The following is a 25608-nucleotide window of genomic DNA, read 5'->3' as shown; positions in this document are numbered from 1 at the left end:
ATCCCTCGGTTGAAAATCGCCGCAACGGCACACACCCGTTGCGGCTGGCGGGCCGCCTTATCGTTTGGTGGCTTCTTTCCATTGCTTGAGGAATGCCAGGCGCTTGGTCTGGTCCAGGTATTCCAGCAATTCGGTCGACACCGGCATCGGCTTCAGGGCCGCACCAAGTTGCTTGCTCAATTCCGCCGAGGTGGTCGCGCCGGTGACGTCGCCGCGGATGGCGAACAATTGCGCATCATTGGCGATGATGGTCTGGCCGCGCTTGGACAGGATGTAGTCCAGCCACAGCTTGGCCGCATTGGCGTTCTTGGCCGACTTGTTGATGAAGATCACGCGCGAGAGCACCAGGTTGTAATCCTTGGTGAAAGCGACGCCGATCGACGGATCCCTCTTGGCGCGCATCAGCGCATAAGGACCGAGCACGTTGTAGCCGATCAGGTTTTCGCCCGAAGAGAGGCGTTCCAGCATGGTGCCGGTGGACGACTGCACGCGCGCCGCGACGCCGCCCATGGCACGGGCGAAATCCCAGAATTGCGGGTTCAGCTTCAGGTCATAGATCATCAGGCTGAAACCCACGCCGGACTTCTCGATGTCATAGGTGGTGACCTTGTTCTTGAACTTGTCCTGCTTGGAGGTCAGCAGCTTGGTGAATTCGGCGTGGGTGGTCGGGACTTCGTCTTCCTGCACCAGGCGCTTGTTGTAGACGATGGCGGCCGGTTCGAAGGTGGTGCCGTAGGCGGTTTCCTTCCAGTTGGCCCAACCCGGGAGGGCGGCGGCCTCGGGCGACTTGTAGGCGAGGCCGTAGCCTTCGGAGGCCAGCTTGACCTGCAGGTCCATCGAGGACGACCACATCACGTCGGCAGTGGCGCCGCCGGCGGCCGCTTCCGAGATGAAGCGGTTGTACACCTCGGTCGAATTCATGTCGTTGTATTCGACCTTCACGCCGGGATAGAGCGCACTGAAATCCTTGATCAGCGATTCGGCGGCCTTGGAATCGGTGGTACTGTAGACCACCACCTTGCCTTCCTTCTTCGCGCCTTCGATGATCTTGGCGTAGTCGGCGGGATAGCCGGCCGGCACTTGCGCAAATGCGGCGTTCGTCAAAGCGACAGGCAAAGCGAGGGCAAGGCTGAGCGCGACGCTCAGGCGACGTTTGTGCAACATGGGTTCTCCTTGATATTGAAATGAGGCTGGTTGTGCGGCGCCGAAAAGCGCCTGGTCAACGAACCAGCCCTAGCTCCTGGGACTGCTTGCGGTACTGCGCAACGGTCTGCGCAATGTAATCGGTCAGCGGCTTGCCGGTCATGGCAAAGGGATAAAGACCGCTGGCGCTGCGTTGCAGGTCGAAGGCGGGATCGGCCATCGCCTTGTCGAAAATCTCTACCCAACGGCGGTAATCCGCCTCCGGCACATGCGGGCTCATGTAGAAGCCGCGGATGATGGGCCAGACCACGTCGTACCCTTGTTCGCGCGCGGTGGGCACTCCCTGCAGCGCGCCCGGCAGGCGCTGCTCGGACAGCACCGCCAGGATCCTCACCCGGCCTTCGGCGGCGAAGTGCGCCACCTCCGAGGCGTCGCCCGAAATCACCTGCACATGACCGGCCTGCAGCGCGGCGAAGGAATCGCCGCCGCCCTCCAGGGCGACAAAGCGGAACTGCCGGGGCTCGATGCCGGCGCGGCTGGCAATGAGCGCCATCTTCAGCCAGTCCTGGCTGCCCACCGTGCCGGACAATCCGACCGTCGTCCTGGCCGGATCCTTGCGGATGGCCTGCATCAGTTCGCGCAGGCTGCGCCAGGGAGCGTCGCTGCGTACCGCGATCATGCCGTAATCGATGCCCACGCCAGCCACCCAGCGCACGTCATCCACCGAGGCCTTGCCGTACTTCCCCTGCGCCAGGTTCAGCAGCGAACCGCCGGAAAAGGTCACCAGCACATCGGGCCCGCCGCGCCGCTTCGACACGACCGAACTCCACGCCACCGCGCCGATGCCGCCAGGCAAGTAGCTCAGCTTGACCTGTTCGCTCCCGGCGCCCGCCGGGAAGATCTTGCGCAGCATCTTGCAGGCGACATCCATGCCGCCGCCGGGCTTGGCCGGCACGATGCATTCCAGCGCCAACGCCCGCGGCGCGGCGCACGCCAACAGGCATGCCATCAACAGGATGCGCAGGCTGCGTGCTTTCATGCCTGGTCTTGCGGGTGCACCGCTCAGGCCTCTGCGCAATATCGGGAATCGGGGAAATACGTCATGGTCTTGTCTCCGGCTTGATTCTTTTTGGGTTTGGCTAATCCTACAAGAAAAGTCTTTCAGTCGGCTTTCAATGGAAAGCCCCCATGCAAGAAATCCTGTGTGCGATTTGCGCAGTTGCCATCCATGCATTTCAACCCTGCGCATGCATCTGTTAGCATCCGCGCTGGGGGCAAGCCGGACGCGTGTCTATAACAGCCCGGCTCCGCATCAACAATATTCTAATAAGGCAATATCATGCGCATCTTGCTGGTAGAAGATCACGTCGAACTTTCCCGCTGGATTTCCAAAGCCCTGCAGGATGCCCACCTCAACGTGGAATGCGCGCGCAACGGCGCCGACGCCGACAGCCTGCTGCTGACGCAGGAATACGCGCTGGTGATCCTCGACCTCACGCTGCCCAGGATGGATGGACTGGAGGTGCTAAAGCGCATGCGCGCCCGCGGCAGCCGCTCGCCGGTATTGATCCTGACCGCGCGCGGCGGGCTGGCCGACCGCGTCAACGGCCTGAACCTGGGCGCCGACGATTATCTGGCCAAACCGTTCGAACTGGAAGAACTGGAAGCGCGGGTGAAGGCGCTGCTGCGCCGCACCCAGAACAATGAGGCGGTCACCGTCAGCTGCGGCGCGCTGTGCTTCGATACCGTTTCGCGCACCTTCAGCTACGGCGGCGAATTGCTGGCGCTGACCCCGCGCGAGCATGCGGTGCTGGAAGCGCTGCTGTCGCGCCACGGGCATACGGTGCCCAAGGAGAAGTTGTTCCAGCAGGTGTTTTCGCTGGACGACAGCGCCAGCGTCGACGCCATCGAAATCTACATCCATCGCCTGCGCAAGAAACTGGAACATGCCGGCCCCGGGCGCGTCTCCATCACCACCTTGCGCGGCCTGGGCTACCTGCTGCAGGCAGTGTGATGGCCGCACAAGCGAAACTGGGCAGCCTGCGCGGCCAATTGCTGCGCTGGCTGCTGATTCCGCTGACGCTGCTGGTGGCGCTGGACGCCGTCTCGGTCTACTACAACGCCCTGGAAGTGGCCGACCTGGCCTACGACCGCTCGCTGCTGGCATCCACCCGGGCGCTGGCCGAGCGCGTTTCCATCGTCGACGGCCAGGTCATCGCCGACGTTCCTTATGTAGCGCTCGACAGTTTCGAAACCGATACCCTGGGCCGCATCTATTACAAGGTCACCGGCCTGAACGGCGAACTGGTGTCGGGCTACGACGACCTGCCGCCGGTGCCGCCCGATGTCAAGCGGTCGGAAGCCTATCCGGCGCTGGTGCGCTTTTACCAGGCCGACTACCACGACCAGCCGATCCGCATCGCCGCGCTGCTGCAGCCGGTATATGACGACAGCATGCGCGGCATCGTGCTCATCCAGGTCGGGGAAACCATGGATGCGCGCCATGGCATGACGCGCAAGATCCTGTTCGACACGTTGTGGCGCCAGGGCACGCTGGTGACTGTGGCCGCGCTCCTGGTATGGATCGCAGTACGCTTCGTGCTGCGCCCGATGATGCAATTGCGCGGCGAAGTCGAGGCCAGCGCGCCCACCGATCTCTCCGGTTTCGATCCGACGCTGGTGCACAAGGAAATGCGGCCGCTGGTGCTGGCCATGAACGGCTACATGGAAAGGTTGCAAACCCTGATCTCGGGCCAGCGCCGCTTCATCGCCGACGCCTCGCACCAGCTGCGCACGCCGCTGACGGTCTTGAAGACCCAGGCCGAACTGAGCTTGCGCGAACTCAGGCGCGGGCAACACGACCCGGCCCAATTGCGGGAACTGGTCGAAGGCATGGCGCACACCACCGACGCCACCGTGCACCTGGCCAACCGCTTGCTGACGCTGGCGCGCGCCGAACACGGCGCCGCCGAAGGCGGCACGGCGCCGGTCTCGCTGACCGACGCGGTACGCCAGGTGGCGCTGGAACTGTCGCAGCAGGCGGTGATGCGCCGCATCGAACTGGCCTTCGAAAGCGAAGGCGACATCCGCATCGAAGGCAACGCGCTGCTGCTGCATGAACTGATCGTCAACCTGCTCGACAACGCCATCCGCTACACGCCCGACGGCGGGCGCATCACGCTGCGCGTCCATGCCGCCAGCGAGCCCGGCCGCGCCACGCGCGCACTGCTGGAAGTGGAAGACAATGGCCCCGGCATTCCCGACATCGAGCGCGGACGCGTTTTCGAACCGTTCTACCGCGCCAGCGCCACGCAGCACATCAACCCCTCCGGCACCGGCCTGGGTCTTTCCATCGTGCGCGAAATCGCCGCCATGCACCACGCCCATATTGCGCTGGAAAGCCCGGCGCAAGGCAGCGGGCTGGTGGTGCGCATCACCTTTCCCGGCGTAGCCGAAGTGCGGCTGTAAGCCGCCGCTGCATCCATCTTCACTTGAAATCCCAGGCCATCTGCTGCGACACCGGCTGGTGCGCCACGCTCTGCGCGCACAGGCCGATGTAGCGCGTCAGCGGCGGCGGCGGCGGAATGCCGGCTTCCTGCGTGGCGCGGTTGTCGAAGGTGTAGCCCAGCCGCGCAAAACCGCCGTAGAGCCGCAACGCCCGCAACATCAGGCGCGGATTGCAGTCGGGCAGTCGTTCGCGGATGCGCGGCAGCAGTTCCCCCAGGCGCTCCGGCGGCAGGATGCCGTAGGCGCCGGGCGACTCGCCGGCAGCCCGCGCCAGTTCGGCGTCGATATCGGCGAAGCTGCAGCTTCGCTGCGCGCCGGCCGACAGGTGCAGCAAGTCGTGTTTCCACTCCGGCCGCAGCGCCGCCGCCGCGATGGCCGCCGCGCACCAGTCCACCGGCACCACGTCGATCTTCTGCTGCAGCTCCGCCACGCTCGCGCCCAATGCGCGCCAGGCGCGGAAAACCCAGTAGATGCTGGCCGATGGCGCGCAGCCAAGCCGGGTATGGCCGACGACGATCGATGGGCGCAGCACCACCAGCGGCAACGCCGGCGCCATCTTCCTCAACAGCAGTTCGCACACCGCCTTGGAATGGGTATAAGTCACCAAATGCGCACGTTCGTCCAGCGGCAGCGCCGCGCTCTCGGGAATGTCGCTGCCGGCCGCTTGCCGGTTGCCGCACGCCATGGCGGTACCGATGTAGACGAAGCGGCGCAACGGCGCATGGCGCTGCAGCAGCCGCGCCAGGATTATGCTGGCGTCGACGTTGAGTGCCCCCATCGCCGGATGGGCGGTGAAGCTGGCATGCGCCGCGCAATGGATCGCCACGCCTACCCGCGCCAGCCGCGCATCGCCGGCGATGGACTCGACCTGCTCCAGGCTGGCCAGCAGGATCTGCGCAGGACGCAAGCGCCGCAGCGCTTCTTCCGGCGCGCCCAGGCGGCGCAGTTGCGAGGTGACGCGGGCATGGGCGCCGGCCGCATCCGCGCCGCGCACCATCAACAGCAGGCGCGCGCCCTGGCGTTGCCGCATCAGCTCGACCGCCACCGCGCCGCCGAGAAACCCGGTGGCGCCGGTGAGCAGGATCAAGTCGTCATGCTCGTTCGTCATGAAAGTCCTTTCTCGATTGGCCCAAGGAATCGGCGTAGCCGGTTCGCATCAATAGCTGTAGGTGACGAAGACGCTGCCCATCGGCGCCGTCTTGCGCTTGACGATAGGGCTGTTGCCGGCGTCGCCGGCAAGCTGCATGGCGCCGACCGACGCCATCAGGCTCCAGTTGGCGTCGAACTTGTGCTTCCAGCCCAATTCCAGCGCATAAGCGTAGATTCCCGACTTGGCGCCGTGCTGGCGGAAACCGGACGCGGCCGACTGGGCCGCCGTCACGCCGTAGTAGGTCTGCACGTATTTGCGGTTGCCCCAGCTGCTGGTCAGGCCCAGCGTCAGCCGGTCGGAGTCGCTGGTGTAGAACGGGCTGCTGGCGCTGAAATGCAGGGCGCTGCCGTTGTCGCGCTGGGACAGCGGCACCTCGGCCTGCAGCCCGAGACGCAACCAGTCGGTCACGGTATAGCCCAGTCCGAGCAGCGTCGTCACCGAACCCTTGATCTCGCCCATGCCGCGCAGGTAATCGCTGCCGGTACGTCCCATGAAACTGCTCTGGATGCTGTCCTTGCGGCCTTCGCGATAACCCAGGGCAATGCTGTAGTCGAGCTTGCCGGCCTGGCTGCCGTAGCCGATGCCGCGCGTGGTGCCGATGAAGAAACCGTTGGACGCCGCATAATCCACCGCCAGTCCGAGGCCGGCGCGGTTCTGGTCGGAACCGGAATAACGCGGGCCGATGGCCACCCCCGCCCCCAGCGTGAACACATCGCCTTTGGGCGCTTCGGCGGCCTGGGTGGGAGCGGCCAATACCGCCAGCGCAGCGACCGCCAGCAGCGCCATCGGCGGACAAGACTGCCGCAAGAGTCGGGACATTGCGCCAGGAATGCGCCGCGAACGCGGCTGCCGGTACGATTCGATACTTTGCATGAAACACCTTTGGTGGAGGAAAGAGGGCAAGACGAGGCCAGGCCCCGTGGCAACGCAGTATGGAATCCACGCATGAAGTCCGGATGAACCGGAAATGAAGGAAAAATGAAGCCGCCCGCAGTGCCGCCCCCCGTCATTGCACGCAACGGGCATGCCGGCCTGACGCGTCTTAAGCCATTCTTCACGCGCCGCGTATACACTCGCGGCATGAAAATCCTCCTGATAGAAGACGACCTCGATCTGGGCAATGGCGTGCGCATCGCGCTGGCCGACCATGGCTTCGACGTGGTGTGGGTGCGCCAGCAGGAAGACGCGCTGCGCCAGCTCGAGACCGGCGCCTGCGAACTGGCGCTGCTCGACCTCGGCCTGCCCGACGGCGACGGCATGCGCATCCTGGCGCGCCTGCGGCGCGAGCGGCACAACATGCCGGTCATCATCCTGAGCGCGCGCGACGCCCTGGAAGACCGCCTGCGCGGCCTGGACGGCGGCGCCGACGATTACCTGGTCAAGCCCTTCGTGCTGGCCGAACTGCTGTCGCGCGTGAAGGCGCTGGCGCGGCGCAGCTACGGCTTCGACGGCGAAACGCTGGAAGTGCGGGGCCTGACGCTGCACGTGCCGACGCGGCGCGTGACGGCAGGCGAACGGGCGGTGGAACTGACGGCCAGCGAATACGCCTTGCTCAAGCTGCTGATGGTGCGCGCCGACCGCGTGGTCACGCGGCGCCTGCTGGAGGAAGAAGCGCTGCCCGGCGCCAATGAAAATGCCAGCAACGCGCTGGACGTGCATATGGGCAACCTGCGCCGCAAGATCGGCGACGGCTTCGTGCGCACCGTGCGCGGCGTAGGCTATGTGATCGACACCGTGGCGCAGCGCAAGGAAAACGCATGATGATGCTCGGCTGGTGGCGTCGCGTGGCGACGCCCTCCCTGGTGCGGCGGATCATGCTGGCGCAGTTGCTGCTGCTCACGCTGCTGTGGTGCGCCTTCCTCACCTACGTGCTGTGGGAAAGCCTGCGCGGTCCGGGGCTGCTGGGCGGCGCCAAGGTATTCGACACCGTCCTGGCCGTCACGGACGAACTGCAAGATCGCCCGCAGGCACGCCATGAAGTCCTGCACCAGATCGACATGGCCCTGCGCGAAGACTACGGCCCCGGCGACGATTCCAAGATTTCGAGCAGCCTGATCGTGCGCAGCCACGGCCAGGTAGTCTATGCGTCCGCAGGCGCCCCTTTGGAGGTACGCAACACGCGTTACGACACGAATGAACGTATCGCCGTCGGCGAACGCTCCTGGCGCAGCCGCACCGTCCGCTCGCCGCGCTCGGATGCCGAAGCCATGCTGGTGATACCGGGCGATGCCTGGGCCTTCTTCATCCACATCAATTCGCGCGGCTACTACCTGCTGCCGCTGCTCATCAGCCTGCCCTTCCTGCTGCTGCCGGCCTGGCTCTCGGTGCGCATGGCGCTGCGGCCGTGGAGCAAGGTGGCGCGCGAGGTTGCCAAGCGCGGGCCGCACGACCTGGCGCCGCTGCAATCGATGCCCAAGCATGAAGAGCTGCGCAACATGGTCGACTGCATCAACGACCTGCTGGCGCGGGTGCGCGAGAGCGCCGGGCGCGAACGCGCCTTCATCGCCGACGCCGCGCACGAGCTGCGCACCCCGCTGGCGGCCATGCGCATCAACGTCGAGGCGATGCAGTCGCGCGTGGCCGATGCCCACCAGCGCGAACTGCTGGCCGGCATCCTCAACAGCGGCAACCGCGCCACGCGACTGGTGCGCCAGTTGCTGCTGCTCATGCGCAGCGAGGCGCACACCGGCATTCCGTTGCGTCCGGTGGCGTTGACCGCGCTGGTGCAGGAGCGGCTGGCGGCGCTGTCGCCGCTGGCGACCGAGCGCGAGGTGGAGCTGGAACTGGATGCGCGCGGCGAGGCATGGGTAGATGGCGCACGCGAAGGGCTGGTGTCGCTGGTGGACAACCTGGTGGAAAACGCCATCAAGTACAGCCCGGCGCGCGCGCGGGTCGAAGTGGCTGTGCACCTGGGCGCGCAAGGCGTGCAACTGAGCGTGTCGGACGCCGGTCCGGGCATCGCGCCGGCCATGCGCGAGCGCGTGTTCGACCGCTTCTTCCGCGATCCCGACCAGGTCCAGAGCGGCAGCGGCCTGGGGCTGGCGATCGTCAGGACGGTGGCACGGGAACACGGCGGCAGCGTCGCGCTGGATACCTCCGCCGAAGGCGGGCTGATGGTCACGGTCATCCTGCCGGCCGGCAAACCCGCCGGCTGACGCCGGCCTTTCCAGGCTTGCCTTCTGCAGCCGAAGGCGCCTTGTGGTTCAATGGAGCCTTCCTCTTTCGCATGCCGCCAAGGAATGTCTCTTCCGCTGCTGAAACTGCCCTCCCTGGACCTGCTGCGCGGCTTCGTCGCCGCCGGGCGCCGCATGAGCATTACGCTGGCGGCGCAGGACCTGTGCCTGACGCAATCGGCCGTCAGCCGCCAGATCCATGCGCTGGAGGAATTCATGGGAATCCGTCTCCTGGTGCGCGGCCATCGTTCGATCGCCTTCACGCCCGAAGGCGAGCGGCTGTTTCGCAGCGCCGACGCGGTACTGCAGCAATTGCAGGATGTGCTGGGCGAATTGCGCAGCGCGCAGGCGGCCAAGCCGGTGACGGTGACCGCCAGCATCGGCGTCACCGGCCTGTGGCTGCTGCCGCGCCTGGCGCACCTGCAGCAGCATCTGCCCGGCATCGACGTGCGCGTGGCCGCCAGCGACAGCCTGGCCGACCTGCGCCACGACGGCATCGACCTGGCGATCCGCTACACCACCGCCGCGCTGGCGCCGCCCGGCGCGCAGCGGCTGTTCGGCGAATCGGTGGCGCCGGTGGCGCATCCGCTGCTGCTGGCCGGCGCCAGCGCCGGGCAATTGCCGCCGGATATCCCGCTGCTGGAATTCGACCAGCCCAATGCCTGGCTCTCATGGCAGCAATGGCAAGACCTCGCCGGCGCCGGCAAAAGCAAGGGCAAAAAGCGCGGAATGCTGCGCTTCAACCAGTACGACATGGTGATCCAGGCAGCCGTGGCCGGCCAGGGCGTAGCGCTGGGGCGCATGGAACTGATCCGGCCGCTGCTGGAGAACGGCCAGCTGATCATGCTGGCGCCGCCACGCGCGCAACCCGAGGATGGCCACGCCTATTGGCTGATCCAGGCCGATGCCGCGCCGCGGCGCGAAGTGCGCCTGGTTGCCGGCTGGATTTGCAGCCAGGCCGGGGACTAGGGCCTGCAATACGCCAGCGCATCGTCCAGCCGGTCATTGCCCCAGAACATTTCATCGCCGACGAAAAAGGTCGGCGCACCGAAGATGCCGCGCTGGCGCGCCATCCCGGTTTGAGCCCGCAGCCGCTCGCGCCACGCTTGCGATTGCGCCTGCTCCCACAACTGCTGCGCCGGCAGCCCCATCGCCAGCAATACTTCTTGCACGACTCCGGCATGATCGATGTCGCGGTCGTCGACGAAATTCAACTGCATCACGCGCCGGCAGAATTCACCGATCCACGGCTGTTCCGCGTTGGCCAGCGCGATGCGCGTGGGCGGCACCGCCGAGCGCGGAAAGTTGCTGGGACGTTGCCACGGCAAGCCGTACTTGCGGCATTGGCGCTGCATGTCCTTCCAGGTGTAGTCGCCTTTCTCCTTCTGCAGTACGAACGGCGAGGTGCTCCAGCCCAGCGCGCGAAAAACGGGCCCCAGCAAGAACGGACGCCAGACCACCCGCGCACCCGCGGCTGCCGCTTCCGGCCCGATGCGCATGACGCTGATATAGCTGTAGTTGCTGCCGAAGTCGAACCAGAACTCGATGGCCGGCGTACTCATGCGTGCACCACCAGGCAACGCACCTCGATGCTCTCGCGCAGGGGCGCATCGGCCGGGATATGCGGCAAGTCGAAGGCGGCATGCGGCGTGAAACGCGCCACGCCCTGCGTGCGCGAATCGTATTGCTTGAACAGCAGTGCTTCGTGCCGGTCCATGTGCGGAAAATAAGACCAGCGATGATGCGCCGCATGGCGCAACTGGTAGATCTCGCCGGTCCGCTTCGGATAACGCACCTCGCCGCGCACCAGTTCGGTGGGCTGCACGCTGCGCGCATCGCACACCGCCAGCGGCGTGTCCTGCACCGGCCCCTTGATGGAACGCCAGATATTGATGATGGAAAAATGCTGCACGCAAGGCAGCAGGTCCGATTCGCGCAGCACCAGCGCCAGGCGACGGCGCCCCGACTCTTCGGTGTAATCGTTATGAATGCGGCCATTGGCGGCAGCCCGACCTCGCACCGATGCGCGGCCAAAACCCAAGGCCGCGCGGTCGGCTTCGCGCCGGCGTACCAGATGGTCGAAGACATAGGCATGCGTGCCGCCGGTGGCCATCAGCGCCAGTTCCATCGCTTCGGCGTAATAGGTGGAAACGATCTCATCCTCGTCGCTGAAGTCGCGGACCGCGCTCGGGGCGTCGGCCAGAAGGAAACCGTTGCCGTCCAGCGCCAGCCCCTGTTGCCGGCGGGCGTCGGCGATGAAGCTTTGATACGCCTCATAGGCGGCGCTTTCCCACGGCGTTCCGGGCGGCGGCGTGTAGGTATAACTGACGGGATGGCAGGCATCGGCGGCGAGATAACTCAGCGGCGCGATGACGCCGGCCGCTTCAATGCCCGGGGATGAGAGATAGGGTTGCATATGCATGGCAGGCTCCTGGTCAATCGGCTGTTTCTCCCACCGCAAATGCAAGACGCCGGGAGACAGCTGCATTGGAGCACCCGCCTGTGACGCGATCAAACGAGATTTGCGCCGCTTCACATGCGTGGGGCACATGCGAATAGGCGCCGCGCATGGGAAAACGGTTCAAGATGCGCTCATGCCGGCCGGCTGCAATATGAAATGCGGCCGCGCACGACACCTCTTCCCCAATTGCAAATAGAAATCATTATTATTTGCGTGCTAAAATCCCTGCCACGTCAGCTTAGACATCAACAAGAAAAATAGCGCCTGCTCCGGCAAGAGTGCCGTGTTATTCCGTTGTGTTGCGCCAGCCTCATCCCTCTCCACTTATTGATAAGGCTTGCCCACATGGCTCAGCAACCATCGGGTGTCGGCGTCATGCGCCGGCGTCGACGTTCGTCCCTGCAACCGCTCACCCTCGCGCTGGCCATCAACGGCGCCCTGCTCTGCCTGGCCGCGCCCAACGCCGGCGCCCAGGAAAACGTTTCCGCCAGCCCGATGGCCGGCAAGGAGCGCCCCGGCAAGAAGCTGCCCGACATCGAAGTCAAAGAAGCACGCGAAGAACAGCACAAACCCGGCGCCTCGGTCAAAGTCACCAAGGAAGAGCTTGAGAAGCAAGGCGCCGGCAGCTTTGCCGATGTATTGAAATACCAGCCGCTGGTCTCGGTGCCCGGCGTCACCGCGGGCACCACCAACACCACCAGCGCCTACGACCATCCGGGCAGCACCAACTACAACATCCGCGGCGTCGAAGGCAACCGCGTCGGGGTGGATGTGGACGACGTCGAAATGCCGGAAGCGGTGGACCGCTCGGCCACTTCCGGCAGCGGCCGCGCTTCCATCGGCACCTTCGGCCAGGGGCGCGACTTCATCGATCCGGAAATGTATTCCGAAGTGCAGGTCGATTCCGGCACTACCACCTCGGCGCGCCCGGCCGGCGGCCACGGCCGCGAAGCCTTCATGGGCAGCTACGACGTCAACCGCGATAGCGTGGTCACGCGCGCCGAATACGACAGCGTGCGCCGCCAGCGCTTCGCAGCCGCCGACACCGACCATGACGGCCAGGTGGATGCCAACGATCCCTTGCCCAAGCCGCGCAACGCGGGCAGCTGAAGGAACCGGCCATGACCGCACGCCCATGCCGCAAGATGTCGAAAAAATCACGCAATGCGGCCGGCTTCATGCATAGCCTGAACCAAGCCTGTCCTTCCGCGATCTCAACAGGACTTGCGATTTATCGATAATGCGTCCGGGGTTGCCTCCCGGATACCGGACATCTCATCGACCTTCCTGCTTATGAACACCGTCATCGAACGCCCCGCCCTGCTCTCTTCCCGCCTCAAAATCGAGACTGCTGACCTGCACGAACTGATGCATGCCCTGATGGAACAGGGCCAGCCGTTCGCCAACCGCGACAATTACGCGCGCTTTGTCGCCGCCCAATACCACTTCCAGCGCGATATCGAGCACCTGTTCGCCGATCCCGCCATCCAGGCCGCCGTGCCCGACCTCGACGTGCGCGGCCGCGCAGCGGCATCGCTGGCCGACCTGGCCGACCTGGGTTTCGATGCCGTGCCGGAACCGGCCGCCAGCGCCGGCGTCGCCATGCCCGGTGCGCTGGGCTGGCTCTACGTGTCGGAAGGCTCGACCCTAGGCGCGGCCTTCCTGCTCAAGCAAGCCAAGGCCAGGCTGGGATTGAGCGAGACCTTCGGCGCCCGCAACCTGGCGGCGTATCCGGAAGGGCGCGCCATCGTATGGCGCCGCTTCGTCGGCTTCCTTGACCGGCCCGCGCTGCAAGAACAAGAGCACGATGCCGTCATCGCCGGCGCCGCCGCGGCCTACGCCCGCTTCGGCAGCCTGCTCAAGCGCCACTTCGGGCTGGCGTGAGCGGGAACGCCATACCGACCGCGATGAACGATCCGGCACAAGGGGACGGCATGCCGCCCGGCAGCGACGGCACTCCCGGCAAACTGGCGCCGGCCGGCACCCGCTGGCTGTGGCTGGCGCTGGCCTATGCCAGCCTGGGCATCGGCATCCTGGCGATCTTCATCCCCGGCATCCCCACCACCGAATTCATCCTGCTGTCCGCCTGGGCCGCCGGCAAGGGTTCGCCGCGGCTGCGACGCTGGCTGGAAAACCATCCGGCGTTCGGCCCGATGATCCATCACTGGCGCCACGGCAAGGTAGTCGCTCGGCGCGCCAAGCTGAGCGCCTCCATCATGATGAGCCTGTGCCTGGTGATCATGCTGCTGACGATCAAACAGCGCTGGATCATCGTCATCGCAGCCATCGGCATGACTGCGGGTGCGTTGTGGATGTGGTCGCGGCCGGAACAGGTCGCCGACCGCGGCGCCGATGAAGACGCGCCGAAGTAAGGCGATTTTCTCCCCCGCGCCCCAATGACAAAGGGCCTGCACCGTTACCGGCGCAGGCCCTTTCCTATTTTCCCTTTTCTCATTCCACTCCGGTCAGACTGACGCCGGAGATGCTCAGGTGATCGACGAAGACACGCGCCACAGGTCGACGCCGCCATCGATGGCATGCTGGTCGATCTGCGCCAGCTCGGCGGCGCTGAAGCCGAGGTTCTTCAACGCGTCCAGCGAACCGTCCAGCTGTTCGACATTGCGCGCGCCGATCAGCGCCGAGGTCACGCGGGCATCGCGCAGCACCCAGGCGATCGCCATCTGCGCCAGGGTCTGGCCGCGGCGCTGGGCGATCTCGTCCAGCGCGCGGATGCGTTCCAGATTTTCCGGCGACAGCATCCTCGGCGGCAGCGACGGCGCACGTGTGGCGCGCGCGCCTTCCGGCACCCGTTGAGGTACTTGGAAGTCAGCATGCCCTGCGCCAGCGGCGAGAAGCCGATGCAGCCCACGCCCAGTTCTTCCAGCGCCTGCAGCAAGCCGTTTTCGATGCTGCGGTTGAGCATCGAATAATTCGGCTGGTGGATCAGCAGCGGCACGCCTTCGCTCTTGAGGATCGCTGCCGCCTTGCGCGTGAGCTCGGGCGAATAGGACGAGATGCCGACATACAGCGCCTTGCCCTGGCGGTGCAGGTGCGCCAGCGCACCCATGGTTTCTTCCAGCGGCGTATCGGGGTCGACCCGGTGCGAATAGAAGATGTCGACATAATCGAGCCCCATGCGCCGCAGGCTCTGCTCGCAACTGGCGATCAGGTGCTTGCGCGCGCCGCTGGGGCCGCCATAGGGGCCGGGCCACATCTGCCACCCGGCCTTGCTGGAGATCACCAGTTCATCGCGGTAGGGTGCGAAGTCCTTGGCCAGCCAGCGGCCGAAATTCTCTTCCGCCGAACCGGCCGGCGGGCCGTAGTTGTTGGCCAGGTCGAAATGGGTGACGCCGCGGTCGAAGGCGCGCCGCAGCACTGCGCGGCCGGTCTCGAAATTGTCGGCGCCGCCGAAGTTCTGCCACAGACCCAGCGAGATGGCCGGCAGCAGCAAGCCGCTCTTGCCCACGCGCCGGTAAGGCATCTGGCCGTCGTAGCGGGAAGGGTTGGCGATATAAGTCATGGCTATCCTTATCGAGGGTTGAATGAAATGCCGCGCGCCATTTACTGCATTGCTTACCGCGCCGGCAAAATGATGGTGGCGATCAGGCCGCCTTCGGGATGGTTGCGCAACAGCAGCTCGCCGCCGTGGGCCTGCACGATGTTGCGCGAAATGCCCAGCCCCAGCCCCATGCCGCCGCTGTTCTGGGCGCGCCCGTGCTCCAGCCGCACATAGGGCTGGAACAGCGTGCCCATGGCGTCTTCCGGCACGCCGGGGCCGTGGTCGCGGATCTCGATCTCGACCAGGTCGCCGCCCGCGCCCTGCGAGGGGCGGATGGCGATCTCGACCTTCTGGCCGTAATACAGCGCATTGTCGAACAGGTTGCCGATGGCGCGCTTCAAGGCCAGCGGCTTGGCCATGACGTTGATGCCGGAGGGCGTGAAGGCGATCTCGTGGCCGGCCATCTTGGCGTCGCGGATCATGCGCATCACCAGCGCGTCCAGCCGCACCTCGGTGCGGTTCTCGTGGATGTCGCTGTCCTTCACCGACTGCAGCGCGCCCTTGACCATCATGTCGAGCTCGTCGAGGTCATCGTGGAATTCGGTGCGCATGTCGTCGTCGTCCATCAGTTCGGTGCGCAGTTTCAGGCGCGTGATGGGCGTGCGCAGGTCATGCGAGATGGAGACGAACAGCCGCTCGCGGTCTTCCAGGTAGCGCTTGATGCGCTCGCGCATGCCGGAGAAGGCATAGGCGGTCTTGACGTATTCGCGGCTGCCGGTGCCGGGCAACTCCGGCACCGTCTCGCCCTTGCCGAACGCTTCGGCGGCGTCGGCCAGCGCCGCCAGCGGACGGGTGGTCCAGCGCACCACGAGGATGGTCAGCAACAGGATCGCCGCCAGCGACAGGCCCTGCAGCACCAGCCGGTCCAGCCACAGCGGGTTGCCGCTGTCGAGGAAATACGGGTTGGGCATCAGCGCGGCGAGGTATAGCCACTTGCCGCTTTCGACCTGCATCTGTATCACCAGCACCGGCGCCGAGTTGGGCTTGGTCAGCAGGATATGCTGCACCCAGTTGTCGGGCAGGTCGCCCACCTTGAGGCCGTCGCTGGAGACCTGCAGGCCGTCCGGCCAGGCGAAGTCGAGCCGGGCTTCCGGCATGAACGGCAAGTCTTCGCGCAGGGTCTGGGCCGCGACGTCGATGGCGACGGCCGCCAGCTGGTTGGGGGCGATCGGCGTGACCGGCACGGCCGAGCTGTTGGCGTTGATGAAGAAGCGCGTACCGCCCATCTCGCGCAACTGCTGGATCATCAGCGGCCGGTAATTGGACGGCAGGCTCATGAAATAACGGATCGCCACCGAGGCGCTGTGCGCCAGGTGCTGCGCGGCGATGCGGGTCTCGGCTTCGGACTTGGTGCGCAATTGCGCGGCCCAGATCAGGCCGCCGGCCACCTGCGTGACCAGCACGCCGAAAATCATCACCACCGACAGGCGGCCCAGCAGGGAGTTGGGCAAGACCCAGTCCAGCACCGCCGCCAGCCGTGCGCGCAGCGAGCGCGGCCGGACCGCTTGCGCGGTCGCCTCCGCCGTCGCCGCAGGTGCGCTCTCGTTCACGGGATGGCGCTCACGCGGCGGCCGCGCTGACGTCGGCCGAGAACACGTAGCCGGCGCCGCGCACGGTCTTGATCAGGTGCGGCTGGCGGCCGCCGTCGTTGAGACGCAGGCGCAGCTTGCTGATCTGCACGTCCAGCGAACGGTCCAGCGGACCGGCGTCGCGCCCGCGCGTCTCTTCGCACAGGACATTGCGGTCGAGCACATCGCCCGGGTGTTCGACGAAATATTTCAGCAGCTGGTAATCCATGCCCGTCAGCGCCACCACCTGGCCGACGCTGTCGGTCAGGGTGCGCTCCACGGTGTCGAGCGTGAAGCCGACGAAGCGGTAATAGCGCGGCGCGGCCGTGCTGTCGATGCCGGTGCGGCGGTGGATGGCCTTGATGCGCGCCAGCAGTTCGCGCGGACTGTAGGGCTTGGCGATGTAGTCGTCGGCGCCCAGCTCCAGCCCGACCACGCGGTCGGTCTCGTCCGAGCTGGCGGTGAGCATGATGATGGGCACGTTGGACTTGCGCCGCACCGTCTTGCATAACGCGAAGCCGTCGGTGTCGGGCAGCATCACGTCCAGGATCACCAGCGCCAGCTCATCGGCGTAGCGCTGGAACTCGCCGAGAAAGGTGGCGCCGTCGTGCGCCAGCCGCACCTCGTACTGGTTCTTTTCCAGATAGGCCTTCAACAGGGTGCGGGTCTTCTGGTCGTCGTCGACGATCAATATCTTGCGTGTCATCGTTGGCCTTCGCTAATCAGGTTGTCTCGTCTCAATGCCTGGTTCCTTGCCCATCACTGGCCGCGCCCGCGCGAGAGTGCCCGCGCGATCGACACCAGCCTGCGCTGCGCCTGCTCCTCGCTGCCCTGGCGGTCGAAGAAGAAGCGCTGCACCTCGGCGATGATGGCGTCCTTGGTAGTTTCATCGGTGGCCATGCGGTGCACCAGGCTGGGCGCCTGGTAAGCCGGGCCCTTGCTGAACGCGCGCCAGGAATCGCGCGCGCAGCGGTCCATGTGCGGATCGGCGGTGCGCCAGACCGGGATGGAACCCTTGAATTTATTGTATTCCGACTGTACCGCCGGCGAGGTGACAATCTGCGCCAGCGTCTCCTGCGTGGCCTGGTGAGCATAGTCGCCGGCGAACATGGCCAGGGTGTCGGTGCTGTAGAGGTGATAATCGCCCGTTCCCGGCACCGGGACGCAGCCGAATTGCTGGTCCACCGCCAGGCCCCAGGCATTGAATTCGCCCTTGGCCCAGTCGCCCATGATGAACATGCCGGCTTCGCCGTCGGCCATGCTGCGCGCGACTTCCGTCCACGGCCGCTCGCGCACCGGCTGGTCCATCGCCTGGCCGAGCCGGCGCAGGCGCTTGAGGATGTGCAGCATGCGTCCATCGGCATAGGCCGCCGGATCCATCCCGACGAACAGGCGGCGATAGTAGGCCGGGCCGCTTTCGGCCAGCGCCAGGTTCTCGAACAGGGTGGCGATCTGCCAGGCTTCGCCGCTTTGCGCCAGCGGCGTGATGCCGGCGTCGCGCAAGGCCTGCGCTACGCGCTCGAAGTCATCCCAGGTCCTGGGCGGCGTCAGCCCCAGACGGTTGAAGATGGCGACGTTGTAGAACAGCATGTTGATGCGGTGGATGCCCAGCGGCGCGGCCACCACATGCCCGCGGTTGTTCAGCAGCGCCCAGACGGTGGGGAACATCTGCTTTTCCCAGTTGCCTTGCACGGCCACATTGTCCAGCTCCAGCAGCAGGCCAAGGTCGGCCCATTCGCCGAAGATCACGCCGTTCAGTTGCGTGACCTCGGGCGCATGCCCGGCCAGCACCATGCTCTTCAATACCTTGCCCGCGCCCATGCCGGCGCCGCCCGGGATGGGCACGTCGCGCCATTGGATGTTCTGCCTGGCCAACTGGTTCACCACCACGTTGAGGGCGCGGCGTTCGCCGGCCGACGTCCACCAGTGCAGCACCTGCAGCGAGGCCGGCGCCGCCGACGCCGCGGCCGCGCGCGCCTGCGCCGGCAGCGCTGCATATACCGCCAGCGCCGCCAGCATCAGCAGGGGAAGGGTCGCCCGCATCGCCGCCGTCGCGCAACGGTGCATGACCGATGCGAACGACGCGCGGACTGGGCGTCTCATTTTTATCATTATGTCCGTGTGTCTCCAAACCGGGAAAGACTATAGCCCGGCCACTGCCGCGCTGCAATTTGCAGCGGCTAGATGAAAACATTAATTCAATTCACCTCTTGTAAAGAAATGTAATGTTTTCTTTCCTTAGCTTGGCCGTCCCGCGCCGCGCCCGCATTCGCCTATCGGTTCGCATCGCGGGCAGGGACTGCCGCCGCCCTGGCGCGACCTGTAAGGATATGTAATCGGCGCGCTCGCGCCGTTTGCTGATTTTCCCATGTAAATCAGCATCTTACGCCATTGCCGGCGGTTGCCGCGCCAAGCTCGCATCACATGCGGCGCGGTGCTACTGTCGCGCCGCTGCCCACTGTCATCGCGCACCTCGTTGCCGGTTGCCGGGCCGCACATCCCGACAGGCAAGAGCGACCAACAGCCAATAACGCCAGGAGACAAACGATGCAAACCAAGCAACAGACCGACGCCGCCATTCCCTTCATGAAACGCGCCGCGGCCACGCTGGCTACGGCCGCCGCCTTGGCGCTGTCCATCGGCGGCCATGCGCAGGCCGGCACGCTGACCATCGAAAGCTGGCGCGTGGACGACCTGCAGTTGTGGGAAACCGTACTGATCCCCGCCTTCCAGAAACAGAACCCCGGCATCGCCGTGAAGTTCGCGCCGACCGCGCCCACCGAATACGACTCCAGCCTGGCCGCGCGCCTGGCCGGCGGCACCGCCGGCGACCTGGTGGCCTGCCGTCCGTTCGACGTGTCGCTCTCGCTGTACAACAAGGGCCACCTGGAAAAGCTGGACGGCAAGCCCGGCATGGAATTCTTCGCGCCGGCGGCCAAGACCGCCTGGCAGACCGACGACGGCAAAGACACCTTCTGCATGCCGATGGCGTCGGTGATCCACGGCTTCTTCTACAACACCCGGATCTTCAAGGAACTGAACCTGGAGCCGCCCAAGACCGAGGCCGAGTTCTTCAAGCTGCTCGACACCGTCAAGGCCAATGGCAAGTACACGCCGCTGGTGATGGGCACCTCCGAGCAATGGGAATCGCACCAGGTGCTGTTTACCGGTATCGGCCCCAATTACTGGAAGGGCGAGGAGGGCCGCAAGGCGCTCATCGCCGGCCGCGCGAAGTTCACCGACCCGCAGTTCGTGGCGGCCTGGGAGTATGAAGCCAAGCTCGGCAAGTACCTGCCCAAGGGCGCCTCGGCGCAGACCTACAGCGACAGCCAGAACATGTTCGCCCTGGGCCGCGGCGCAGTATATCCGGCCGGCTCCTGGGACATCGCCTACTTCAACGGCAAGCTGGACATGGGCGCCTTCCCGCCGCCGGTGCCCAAGGCCGGCGATGCCTGCTACATCTCCGACCACAACGACATCGGCATGGGCATCAACAAGAAATCGAAGAACAAGGAAGACGCCTACAAGTTCCTGGCCTGGCTGGGTTCGCAGGAGTTCGCCGACCTCTACACCAACAAGGTCACCGGCTTCTTCTCGCTGTCGAACCACCTGATCTCGGTGAAGGACCCGATCGCCAAGCAGATGATCGGCTGGCGCAAGGGTTGCGCCTCGACCATCCGGGTGAACTCGCAGATCCTCAACCGCGGCACGCCGAGCATGGAAAACGAGATGTGGAACGTCAACGCCCAGGTGCTCAACGGCAAGCTGGCGCCCAAGGATGCCGCCGCCAAGATCCAGGCCGGCTTCGCCAAGTGGTACAAGCCGCAACAATAAGCGGACGCCGTCAGGGCCATGCCGCATCCGATGGCGGCGGCATGGCCTGAAATAAAAAGAGGAGGCCGGATAGCGGCGCGCCAAGACGCCGGTCCGGTTCCATCCCGGGCCATCCCTCTCAGGAGACGCAGTGAAACAAGTCCGCGCCTGGCAGCTCGTGGTATTTCTCGCGCCTGCCGTCCTCATCTATTCCATGTTCAGCGCCCTGCCCCTGGCCGACACGCTGCGCCTGGGCTTCTACACCAGCAACGACGCCGGCGCGACCAGCTTCGTCGGCCTCGACAACTACCGCACCATCCTGTTCGACCCCGACTGGTCGGCCGCCTTCTGGAACGCGATGTGGAACAACATCAAGTTCTTCGGCATGCACATGGCGCTGCAAAACCCGATCGGCCTGCTGCTGGCGACGCTGTTCAGTCTGAAGGGCCTGCGCGGCGCGCGCACCTACCGCACGCTGATCTTCCTGCCCACGCTGCTGTCGGTGGTGATCATCGGCTTCATCTGGCAACTGATCCTCTCGCCGCTGTGGGGCGTGGGCGAAAAGCTGATGGGTTTCGTCGGCCTGGCCGACTGGTTCGGCCCCTGGCTGGGCCAGGAATCGACCGCGTTGGTGACGCTGTCGCTGATCTCGGTGTGGCAATACATCGGCATCCCCATGATGCTGATCTATGCGGCCTTGCTGGCGGTGCCGGAAGAAATACTGGAAGCCGCGCACGCCGAGGGCGCCTCCGCCATGCGCATCTTCTGGCAGATCAAGCTGCCGCTGATCTACCCGACGCTGGGCCTGGTGACCATCCTCACCTTCGTGGCCAACTTCAATGCCTTCGACCTGATCTATTCGGTCAAGGGCGCGCTGGCCGGGCCCAATTATTCGGCCGACCTGCTGGGCACCTATTTCTACCGCACCTTCTTCGGCTACCAGGCGCAGATCGGCAGCCCGACCATGGGCGCCGCGGTGGCCACGCTGATGTTCCTGGTGATCCTGGCCGGCGTGGGCACGTACTTCTATCTGGTGCAGCGCCGGCTGACCCGCTATGCGCTGTAAGCGCGAGGAGACCCCGATGCCCTCTTCCCCTTATTCCTCTGCGCCCTCTTCCTACGCCAGCTCCGCCGCGCCAGCCGGACCGACGCTGATGCGGCGCGGCTTCGGTTCCATCGGCCGCCTGTGGGTGCATCTGGTGCTGTGCATCTACGCGGTGATCGCGCTGTTTCCGATCGCGCTGATCCTGATCAATTCGGTCAAGACCCGCAGCGCCATCTTCGATGGCCCGATGGCGCTGCCCACCGCCGATACCCTGACCCTGGCCGGTTTCCAGAAGGTGCTCTCGGGCACCCACTTCCTGCTCTACTTCGGCAACAGCCTGGTGGTCACCCTGGGCTCGCTGGTGCTGATCGTGCTGTTGGGCGCCATGGCCGGCTGGGCGCTGTCGGAATACAAGTTTCCCGGCAACCGCTTCCTCAACTTTTTCCTGGCCATCGGCATCATGATCCCGATCCGGCTGGGCACGGTCTCCATCCTGCAACTGGTGGTGGCGCTGGAGCTGATCAATACGCGCACCGCGCTGATCCTGGTGTACACCGCGCAAGGCCTGCCGCTGGCGGTGATGATCCTGTCCGAGTTCATCCGCCAGATCCCGTCCGAACTGAAAGATGCGGCGCGCTGCGACGGCGTGGGCGAGATCGCCATCTTCTTCCAGGTGATCCTGCCGCTGCTGCGTCCGGCCATCGCCACCGTGGCGGTGTTCACCATGATCCCGGCCTGGAACGACCTGTGGTTCCCGCTGATCCTGGCGCCCGGCGAGGAAACCCGCACCGTCACGCTGGGCGTGCAGCAGTTCATCGGCCAGTACGCCACCGACTGGAATTCGGTGCTGGCGGCGCTGTCGATGGCGGTGATCCCGATCCTGCTGCTGTACGTCGCGTTCTCGCGCCAGCTGATCCGCGGCCTGACCGCCGGCGCCGTCAAATAAACTCATACTGGAATTGAAAATGGCCAACGTAAGCATAGAAAACCTGAGGAAATCCTACGACGGCCGCGCCGATGTGCTGGCCGACCTCAACCTCGACATCCGCGACGGCGAATTCTGCGTGCTGGTCGGCCCTTCCGGCTGCGGCAAGTCGACCCTGCTGCGCATGCTGTGCGGGCTGGAAGACATCAGCGGCGGCCAGCTGGCCATCGGCGGCAAGGTGGTCAACCACCTGCCGCCGGCCGAGCGCGGCATCGCCATGGTGTTCCAGAGCTATGCGCTGTATCCGCACATGACGGTGTACAAGAACATGGCCTTCGGCCTGAAGGTGGCCGGCAGCAGCCGTGCCGACATCGACGAGCGCATCCGCCACGCCGCCGGCATCCTCAAGATCGACCACCTGCTCGAGCGCCTGCCGCGCGAGTTGTCCGGCGGCCAGCGCCAGCGCGTGGCGATCGGGCGCGCCATCGTGCGCAAGCCGCGCCTGTTCCTGTTCGACGAACCGCTGTCCAACCTCGACGCCGCGCTGCGCGTGCAAACCCGGCTGGAGATCGCCAAGCTGCACAAGGAGCTGGCCGCCACCATCGTCTACGTCACCCATGACCAGGTCGAGGCGATGACGCTGGGCGACAAGATCGTGGTCATGCACGAAGGACGCATCCAGCAGGCCGGCTCGCCGCTGGAGCTGTACCAGCATCCGCAGAACCTGTTCGTGGCCGGCTTCATCGGCTCGCCCAGGATGAACCTGCTGCCTGGCACCGTAACGCATGTCGCCGCGGACGGCCTGGGGGTGGAAATCGCCGGCGGCGCGCAATTGCATGCCGACGTCGAGCCCGGCGCCGTCCGCCCGGGCGACAAGGTGACGCTGGGCCTGCGCGCCGAACAGATCCGCGAACACGCGCAGGGATCGGAACGCCTCGACGGCACGGTCAACCTGGTGGAGCACCTGGGGGAAGCCAACTTCATCTACCTGACGCTGGATGGCGGGCAAGACATCGTGGTGCGCGGCGACGGCAACCGCGACCTCGACCTCGGCTCCCGCCTGGCCTTGTCGGCCGACAGCCATGCGTTCCATGCGTTCGACGCGCAAGGCCAGGCACTGCGCCGCCTCAAACCCGGCAACCTGCAATCGTCGCGGCGCCATTGAGACGCCTGCTGCCGCCATGAACACATCCCTTTCCCCCGCTCCCTCCATCGCCTGGCTGGCCGGCGTGGATGGCGGCGGCACCAAGACCCTGGTGCGCATCGCCGCGGCCGATGGCCGCGTGCTAGCCGAAGCGGCCGGCCCCGGCTCAGCCTTGCGCAACGGCGCCGGGACGGCATGGCGCATCATCGTGCCGACCATCGAACAGGCCTTCATCCATGCCGGCCAGGCGATGCCGCCGCTGTCGCAACTGGCGGTTGGCGTCGGCATTGCCGGCTATAACGTGGCGCAATGGGCGGCCGACTTCCACGCCGCGGCGCCGGCCTTCGGCATGCTGCAAGCCGCCACCGACGGCATCACCACCCTGCTCGGCGCGCACCAGGGCAAGCCCGGCGCGGTGATCGCCGTGGGCACCGGCACCATCGGCATCGCCGCCGACATCGATGGCCGCCAGCGCATGGTCGACGGCTGGGGCTTTCCGTCCGGCGACGACGCCAGCGGCGCCTGGATGGGCATGCGCGCCATCCACCACACGCAGCACGCCATCGATGGCCGTGCCGCACGCGGCCCGCTGGCCGAGGCGGTGCTGGCCTTCTGCGCCGGCGAATTGCCCGCCGCGGCTGGCGGCGGCGAACGCGGCGAACGCGAGACGGTGCTGGCCTGGCTGTCGCAAGCCGACCAGGCCGCCTTCGCCCGCCTGGCGCGGCTGGTGGTGGCGCATGCCGGCGGCGACGATGCGGCTCGTGCCATCATGCAAGCGGCCGCCGATGAAATCGAACTGATGGCCGGCGCGCTCGATCCGCAGCAGCGCCTGCCGCTGGCGCTATGCGGCGGACTGGCCGGGGCCCTCAACGGCTATCTCTCTTCCGGGCTGCGCCAGCGCGTCGTCGCTGCTGCCGCCGATGCCGCCGACGGCGCCTTGTTGCTGGCCCGGCAAGCCTTGCATGGCACTAACACGCTCCAGGAGTGACACCATGAACACCATCAAGAATATCCATGGCAATGTGCTGACGCCCCAGGGCTGGGTCAGCGGAGAGATCGTCTTCGACGGGCGCATCCGCTCGATCGAAGGCCGGCCGCTGCGACACGAACCGCGCCTCATCGATGAAGGCGACTACATCCTGCCGGGCTTCATCGACCTGCATGTGCATGGCGGCGGCGGGCGCGATGTGATGGAAGGCGGCGATGCGGTAGCCGCCATCACCCGCCTGCATGCCCGGCACGGCACCACCAGCCTCTTGGCCACCACCATGACGGCGCCGCTGGATGAGCTGGAAAGCGCGCTCAAGGCCGTCGGCGCAGCCTGCGCGCAACGCGCGGCCGGCCGCGCGCGCATCCTCGGCGTGCACCTGGAAGGCCCCTACATCAACCCCGGCAAGCTGGGCGCGCAACCCGACTTCGCCATCGAGGCCTCGCTGGAGCAGGTCGATTACCTCAACAGCCTGGCGCCGTTGAAGCTGATCACCATCGCGCCCGAAGTCGACGGCCACCTGAAGCTGGTCTGCAAGCTGGCCAACCGCGGCCTGAAGGTGCAGATCGGCCACACGCTGGGCAGCTACGACGACGGCGTGGCCGCGCTGGCGCATGGCGCTTCCGGCTTCACCCACCTGTTCAACGCCATGAGCGGCTTCCACCACCGCGAGCCCGGCATGGCCGGCGCGGCGCTGGCGCACGCCAAATATGCCGAGCTGATTCCCGACCTGCTGCACGTGCATCCCGGCGCCATCCGCGCCGCGCTGCGCGCCATCCCGCGCCTGTATTGCGTGACCGATTCCACCGCCGCCGCCGGCATGCCCGACGGCGACTACACGCTGGGCCGCCAGGTGGTGCACAAATGCGCCGGCGGGGTGCGGCTGGCCGACGGCACCCTGGCCGGCAGCATCCTGACCATGGACCAGGCGCTGCGCAACCTGGTTTCGCTGGGGCTGGACGTGTCGGAAGCCTCGCTGCGCACCTCGACCTATCCGGCCGACTACCTCGGGCTGGATGACCGCGGCCGCCTCAGCGCCGGCTGCCATGCCGACATCGTGGTGCTGGATCGCCAGTTCGCCTTGAAGGCCGTTTATGTGGAAGGAGAAGAAATTGACCTCGCCGATGCCTGA

The 25608-nt window shown here is 66.0% G+C and carries 23 protein-coding genes and 1 pseudogene; 14 read left to right on the top strand and 10 right to left on the bottom strand.

Annotated elements, in window-relative coordinates:
* Positions 1–57: 57 nt before the first annotated feature.
* Positions 58–1164, bottom strand: a complete 1107-nt coding sequence (locus FB598_RS06015) for an ABC transporter substrate-binding protein (RefSeq protein WP_141914029.1) — start codon at positions 1162–1164, stop codon at positions 58–60.
* A 55-nt stretch (positions 1165–1219) separates the two neighbouring features.
* Positions 1220–2182 (bottom strand): tripartite tricarboxylate transporter substrate binding protein, encoded by a 963-nt coding sequence (locus FB598_RS06010; protein WP_141914030.1) that lies wholly within the window; start codon positions 2180–2182, stop codon positions 1220–1222.
* Between the two features lie 300 nt (positions 2183–2482).
* Here FB598_RS06010 and FB598_RS06005 point away from each other — a divergent pair, with 300 nt between their 5' ends.
* On the top strand, positions 2483–3157 hold the full coding sequence (locus tag FB598_RS06005) for a response regulator (protein WP_141914031.1): 675 nt from the start codon (positions 2483–2485) through the stop codon (positions 3155–3157).
* Positions 3157–4611: a sensor histidine kinase gene (locus FB598_RS06000; RefSeq protein WP_183405693.1), complete on the top strand. Its 1455-nt coding sequence runs from the start codon at positions 3157–3159 to the stop codon at positions 4609–4611. Before FB598_RS06005 ends, FB598_RS06000 begins: the two co-directional genes overlap by 1 nt.
* A 19-nt stretch (positions 4612–4630) precedes the next feature.
* On the opposite strand, the gene FB598_RS05995 is transcribed toward FB598_RS06000, so the two are convergent.
* Together FB598_RS05995 and FB598_RS05990 are read right to left on the bottom strand one after the other, a co-directional pair.
* Complete coding sequence (locus FB598_RS05995) at positions 4631–5758, bottom strand: SDR family oxidoreductase (protein WP_141914033.1); 1128 nt, start codon at positions 5756–5758, stop codon at positions 4631–4633.
* A 48-nt stretch (positions 5759–5806) separates the two neighbouring features.
* Positions 5807–6619 (bottom strand): MipA/OmpV family protein, encoded by an 813-nt coding sequence (locus tag FB598_RS05990; RefSeq protein ID WP_221292207.1) that lies wholly within the window; start codon positions 6617–6619, stop codon positions 5807–5809.
* A 261-nt stretch (positions 6620–6880) separates the two neighbouring features.
* Between FB598_RS05990 and FB598_RS05985 the strand changes: the two genes are divergently transcribed.
* The 3 genes from FB598_RS05985 to FB598_RS05975 all read left to right on the top strand — a co-directional run bounded on the left by FB598_RS05985 (position 6881) and on the right by FB598_RS05975 (position 9942).
* The gene (locus tag FB598_RS05985; RefSeq protein ID WP_141914035.1) at positions 6881–7561 is read left to right on the top strand and encodes a response regulator; all 681 of its coding nucleotides are present in this window, start codon (positions 6881–6883) and stop codon (positions 7559–7561) included.
* A complete protein-coding gene (locus FB598_RS05980; RefSeq protein WP_255463847.1) occupies positions 7558–8955 on the top strand; it encodes a HAMP domain-containing sensor histidine kinase in 1398 nt (465 codons plus the stop codon). The genes FB598_RS05985 and FB598_RS05980 overlap by 4 nt, the downstream gene beginning before the upstream one ends.
* Before the next feature lie 84 nt (positions 8956–9039).
* Entirely contained in the window at positions 9040–9942 is a 903-nt protein-coding gene (locus FB598_RS05975; RefSeq protein ID WP_141914036.1) for a LysR substrate-binding domain-containing protein, read from the top strand.
* Here FB598_RS05975 and FB598_RS05970 read toward each other — a convergent pair.
* Both FB598_RS05970 and FB598_RS05965 read right to left on the bottom strand, forming a co-directional pair.
* Positions 9939–10535, bottom strand: coding sequence for a 2-hydroxychromene-2-carboxylate isomerase (locus FB598_RS05970; protein WP_141914037.1), 597 nt, complete (start codon positions 10533–10535; stop codon positions 9939–9941). The genes FB598_RS05975 and FB598_RS05970 overlap by 4 nt on opposite strands.
* Positions 10532–11395 (bottom strand): CmcJ/NvfI family oxidoreductase, encoded by an 864-nt coding sequence (locus FB598_RS05965; RefSeq protein WP_183405692.1) that lies wholly within the window; start codon positions 11393–11395, stop codon positions 10532–10534. The genes FB598_RS05970 and FB598_RS05965 overlap by 4 nt, the downstream gene beginning before the upstream one ends.
* Positions 11396–11779: 384 nt before the next feature.
* Here FB598_RS05965 and FB598_RS05960 point away from each other — a divergent pair, with 384 nt between their 5' ends.
* From FB598_RS05960 to FB598_RS05950, 3 genes are all read left to right on the top strand, one after another.
* Positions 11780–12544, top strand: a complete 765-nt coding sequence (locus FB598_RS05960) for a TonB-dependent receptor plug domain-containing protein (RefSeq protein WP_255463846.1) — start codon at positions 11780–11782, stop codon at positions 12542–12544.
* Between the two features lie 183 nt (positions 12545–12727).
* Positions 12728–13318 carry a biliverdin-producing heme oxygenase gene (locus tag FB598_RS05955; protein WP_141914038.1) on the top strand — a complete coding sequence of 197 codons (591 nt, stop codon included), beginning with the start codon at positions 12728–12730 and terminating at the stop codon, positions 13316–13318.
* A gap of 23 nt (positions 13319–13341) precedes the next feature.
* Positions 13342–13806, top strand: a complete 465-nt coding sequence (locus FB598_RS05950; protein WP_255463845.1) for a YbaN family protein — start codon at positions 13342–13344, stop codon at positions 13804–13806.
* 114 nt (positions 13807–13920) lie between these two features.
* Here FB598_RS05950 and mgrA read toward each other — a convergent pair.
* From mgrA to FB598_RS05930, 4 genes and pseudogenes are all read right to left on the bottom strand, one after another.
* A pseudogene (mgrA, locus tag FB598_RS05945) lies at positions 13921–14915 on the bottom strand (L-glyceraldehyde 3-phosphate reductase).
* Between the two features lie 92 nt (positions 14916–15007).
* Positions 15008–16408: an ATP-binding protein gene (locus FB598_RS05940; protein ID WP_255463876.1), complete on the bottom strand. Its 1401-nt coding sequence runs from the start codon at positions 16406–16408 to the stop codon at positions 15008–15010.
* Between the two features lie 145 nt (positions 16409–16553).
* Positions 16554–17267, bottom strand: coding sequence for a response regulator (locus tag FB598_RS05935; RefSeq protein ID WP_050467520.1), 714 nt, complete (start codon positions 17265–17267; stop codon positions 16554–16556).
* 53 nt (positions 17268–17320) lie between these two features.
* Positions 17321–18673: an ABC transporter substrate-binding protein gene (locus tag FB598_RS05930; protein ID WP_141914039.1), complete on the bottom strand. Its 1353-nt coding sequence runs from the start codon at positions 18671–18673 to the stop codon at positions 17321–17323.
* A 474-nt stretch (positions 18674–19147) separates the two neighbouring features.
* Here FB598_RS05930 and FB598_RS05925 point away from each other — a divergent pair, with 474 nt between their 5' ends.
* The 6 genes from FB598_RS05925 to nagA all read left to right on the top strand — a co-directional run bounded on the left by FB598_RS05925 (position 19148) and on the right by nagA (position 25608).
* A complete protein-coding gene (locus FB598_RS05925) occupies positions 19148–20395 on the top strand; it encodes an ABC transporter substrate-binding protein (protein ID WP_141914231.1) in 1248 nt (415 codons plus the stop codon).
* Positions 20396–20525: 130 nt separating this feature from the next.
* A complete protein-coding gene (locus FB598_RS05920) occupies positions 20526–21440 on the top strand; it encodes a carbohydrate ABC transporter permease (RefSeq protein ID WP_141914040.1) in 915 nt (304 codons plus the stop codon).
* 88 nt (positions 21441–21528) lie between these two features.
* Positions 21529–22365, top strand: a complete 837-nt coding sequence (locus tag FB598_RS05915) for a carbohydrate ABC transporter permease (protein ID WP_255463874.1) — start codon at positions 21529–21531, stop codon at positions 22363–22365.
* A gap of 19 nt (positions 22366–22384) precedes the next feature.
* Entirely contained in the window at positions 22385–23509 is a 1125-nt protein-coding gene (locus FB598_RS05910; protein ID WP_141914042.1) for an ABC transporter ATP-binding protein, read from the top strand.
* A 16-nt stretch (positions 23510–23525) separates the two neighbouring features.
* On the top strand, positions 23526–24476 hold the full coding sequence (locus FB598_RS05905; protein WP_141914043.1) for a BadF/BadG/BcrA/BcrD ATPase family protein: 951 nt from the start codon (positions 23526–23528) through the stop codon (positions 24474–24476).
* 4 nt (positions 24477–24480) lie between these two features.
* On the top strand, positions 24481–25608 hold the full coding sequence (gene nagA, locus FB598_RS05900; protein ID WP_141914044.1) for an N-acetylglucosamine-6-phosphate deacetylase: 1128 nt from the start codon (positions 24481–24483) through the stop codon (positions 25606–25608).

Origin of the sequence: Herbaspirillum sp. SJZ106 (assembly GCF_006715495.1) — a bacterium.
In the GTDB taxonomy this organism is placed as follows: domain Bacteria; phylum Pseudomonadota; class Gammaproteobacteria; order Burkholderiales; family Burkholderiaceae_D; genus Herbaspirillum.
Note: the sequence above shows the minus strand (reverse complement) of the source record. Positions and strands in the feature narration are given on the sequence as shown.

What these genes read in the sequence shown, in the direction of transcription:
- FB598_RS05960 (WP_255463846.1), top strand. Translation starts at nt 11,780, where the DNA reads ATGGCTCAGCAACCATCGGGTGTCGGCGTCATGCGCCGGCGTCGACGT.
- FB598_RS05965 (WP_183405692.1), bottom strand. Translation starts at nt 11,395, where the DNA reads ATGCATATGCAACCCTATCTCTCATCCCCGGGCATTGAAGCGGCCGGC.
- FB598_RS05995 (WP_141914033.1), bottom strand. Translation starts at nt 5,758, where the DNA reads ATGACGAACGAGCATGACGACTTGATCCTGCTCACCGGCGCCACCGGG.
- FB598_RS05940 (WP_255463876.1), bottom strand. Translation starts at nt 16,408, where the DNA reads ATGATTTTCGGCGTGCTGGTCACGCAGGTGGCCGGCGGCCTGATCTGG.
- FB598_RS05930 (WP_141914039.1), bottom strand. Translation starts at nt 18,673, where the DNA reads ATGATAAAAATGAGACGCCCAGTCCGCGCGTCGTTCGCATCGGTCATG.
- FB598_RS05985 (WP_141914035.1), top strand. Translation starts at nt 6,881, where the DNA reads ATGAAAATCCTCCTGATAGAAGACGACCTCGATCTGGGCAATGGCGTG.
- FB598_RS06000 (WP_183405693.1), top strand. Translation starts at nt 3,157, where the DNA reads ATGGCCGCACAAGCGAAACTGGGCAGCCTGCGCGGCCAATTGCTGCGC.
- FB598_RS05980 (WP_255463847.1), top strand. Translation starts at nt 7,558, where the DNA reads ATGATGATGCTCGGCTGGTGGCGTCGCGTGGCGACGCCCTCCCTGGTG.
- FB598_RS05925 (WP_141914231.1), top strand. Translation starts at nt 19,148, where the DNA reads ATGAAACGCGCCGCGGCCACGCTGGCTACGGCCGCCGCCTTGGCGCTG.
- nagA (WP_141914044.1), top strand. Translation starts at nt 24,481, where the DNA reads ATGAACACCATCAAGAATATCCATGGCAATGTGCTGACGCCCCAGGGC.
- FB598_RS05950 (WP_255463845.1), top strand. Translation starts at nt 13,342, where the DNA reads ATGAACGATCCGGCACAAGGGGACGGCATGCCGCCCGGCAGCGACGGC.
- FB598_RS05910 (WP_141914042.1), top strand. Translation starts at nt 22,385, where the DNA reads ATGGCCAACGTAAGCATAGAAAACCTGAGGAAATCCTACGACGGCCGC.
- FB598_RS05970 (WP_141914037.1), bottom strand. Translation starts at nt 10,535, where the DNA reads ATGAGTACGCCGGCCATCGAGTTCTGGTTCGACTTCGGCAGCAACTAC.
- FB598_RS05905 (WP_141914043.1), top strand. Translation starts at nt 23,526, where the DNA reads ATGAACACATCCCTTTCCCCCGCTCCCTCCATCGCCTGGCTGGCCGGC.
- FB598_RS05990 (WP_221292207.1), bottom strand. Translation starts at nt 6,619, where the DNA reads ATGTCCCGACTCTTGCGGCAGTCTTGTCCGCCGATGGCGCTGCTGGCG.
- FB598_RS05975 (WP_141914036.1), top strand. Translation starts at nt 9,040, where the DNA reads ATGTCTCTTCCGCTGCTGAAACTGCCCTCCCTGGACCTGCTGCGCGGC.
- FB598_RS06015 (WP_141914029.1), bottom strand. Translation starts at nt 1,164, where the DNA reads ATGTTGCACAAACGTCGCCTGAGCGTCGCGCTCAGCCTTGCCCTCGCT.
- FB598_RS05935 (WP_050467520.1), bottom strand. Translation starts at nt 17,267, where the DNA reads ATGACACGCAAGATATTGATCGTCGACGACGACCAGAAGACCCGCACC.
- FB598_RS06010 (WP_141914030.1), bottom strand. Translation starts at nt 2,182, where the DNA reads ATGAAAGCACGCAGCCTGCGCATCCTGTTGATGGCATGCCTGTTGGCG.
- FB598_RS05915 (WP_255463874.1), top strand. Translation starts at nt 21,529, where the DNA reads ATGCGGCGCGGCTTCGGTTCCATCGGCCGCCTGTGGGTGCATCTGGTG.
- FB598_RS05955 (WP_141914038.1), top strand. Translation starts at nt 12,728, where the DNA reads ATGAACACCGTCATCGAACGCCCCGCCCTGCTCTCTTCCCGCCTCAAA.
- FB598_RS06005 (WP_141914031.1), top strand. Translation starts at nt 2,483, where the DNA reads ATGCGCATCTTGCTGGTAGAAGATCACGTCGAACTTTCCCGCTGGATT.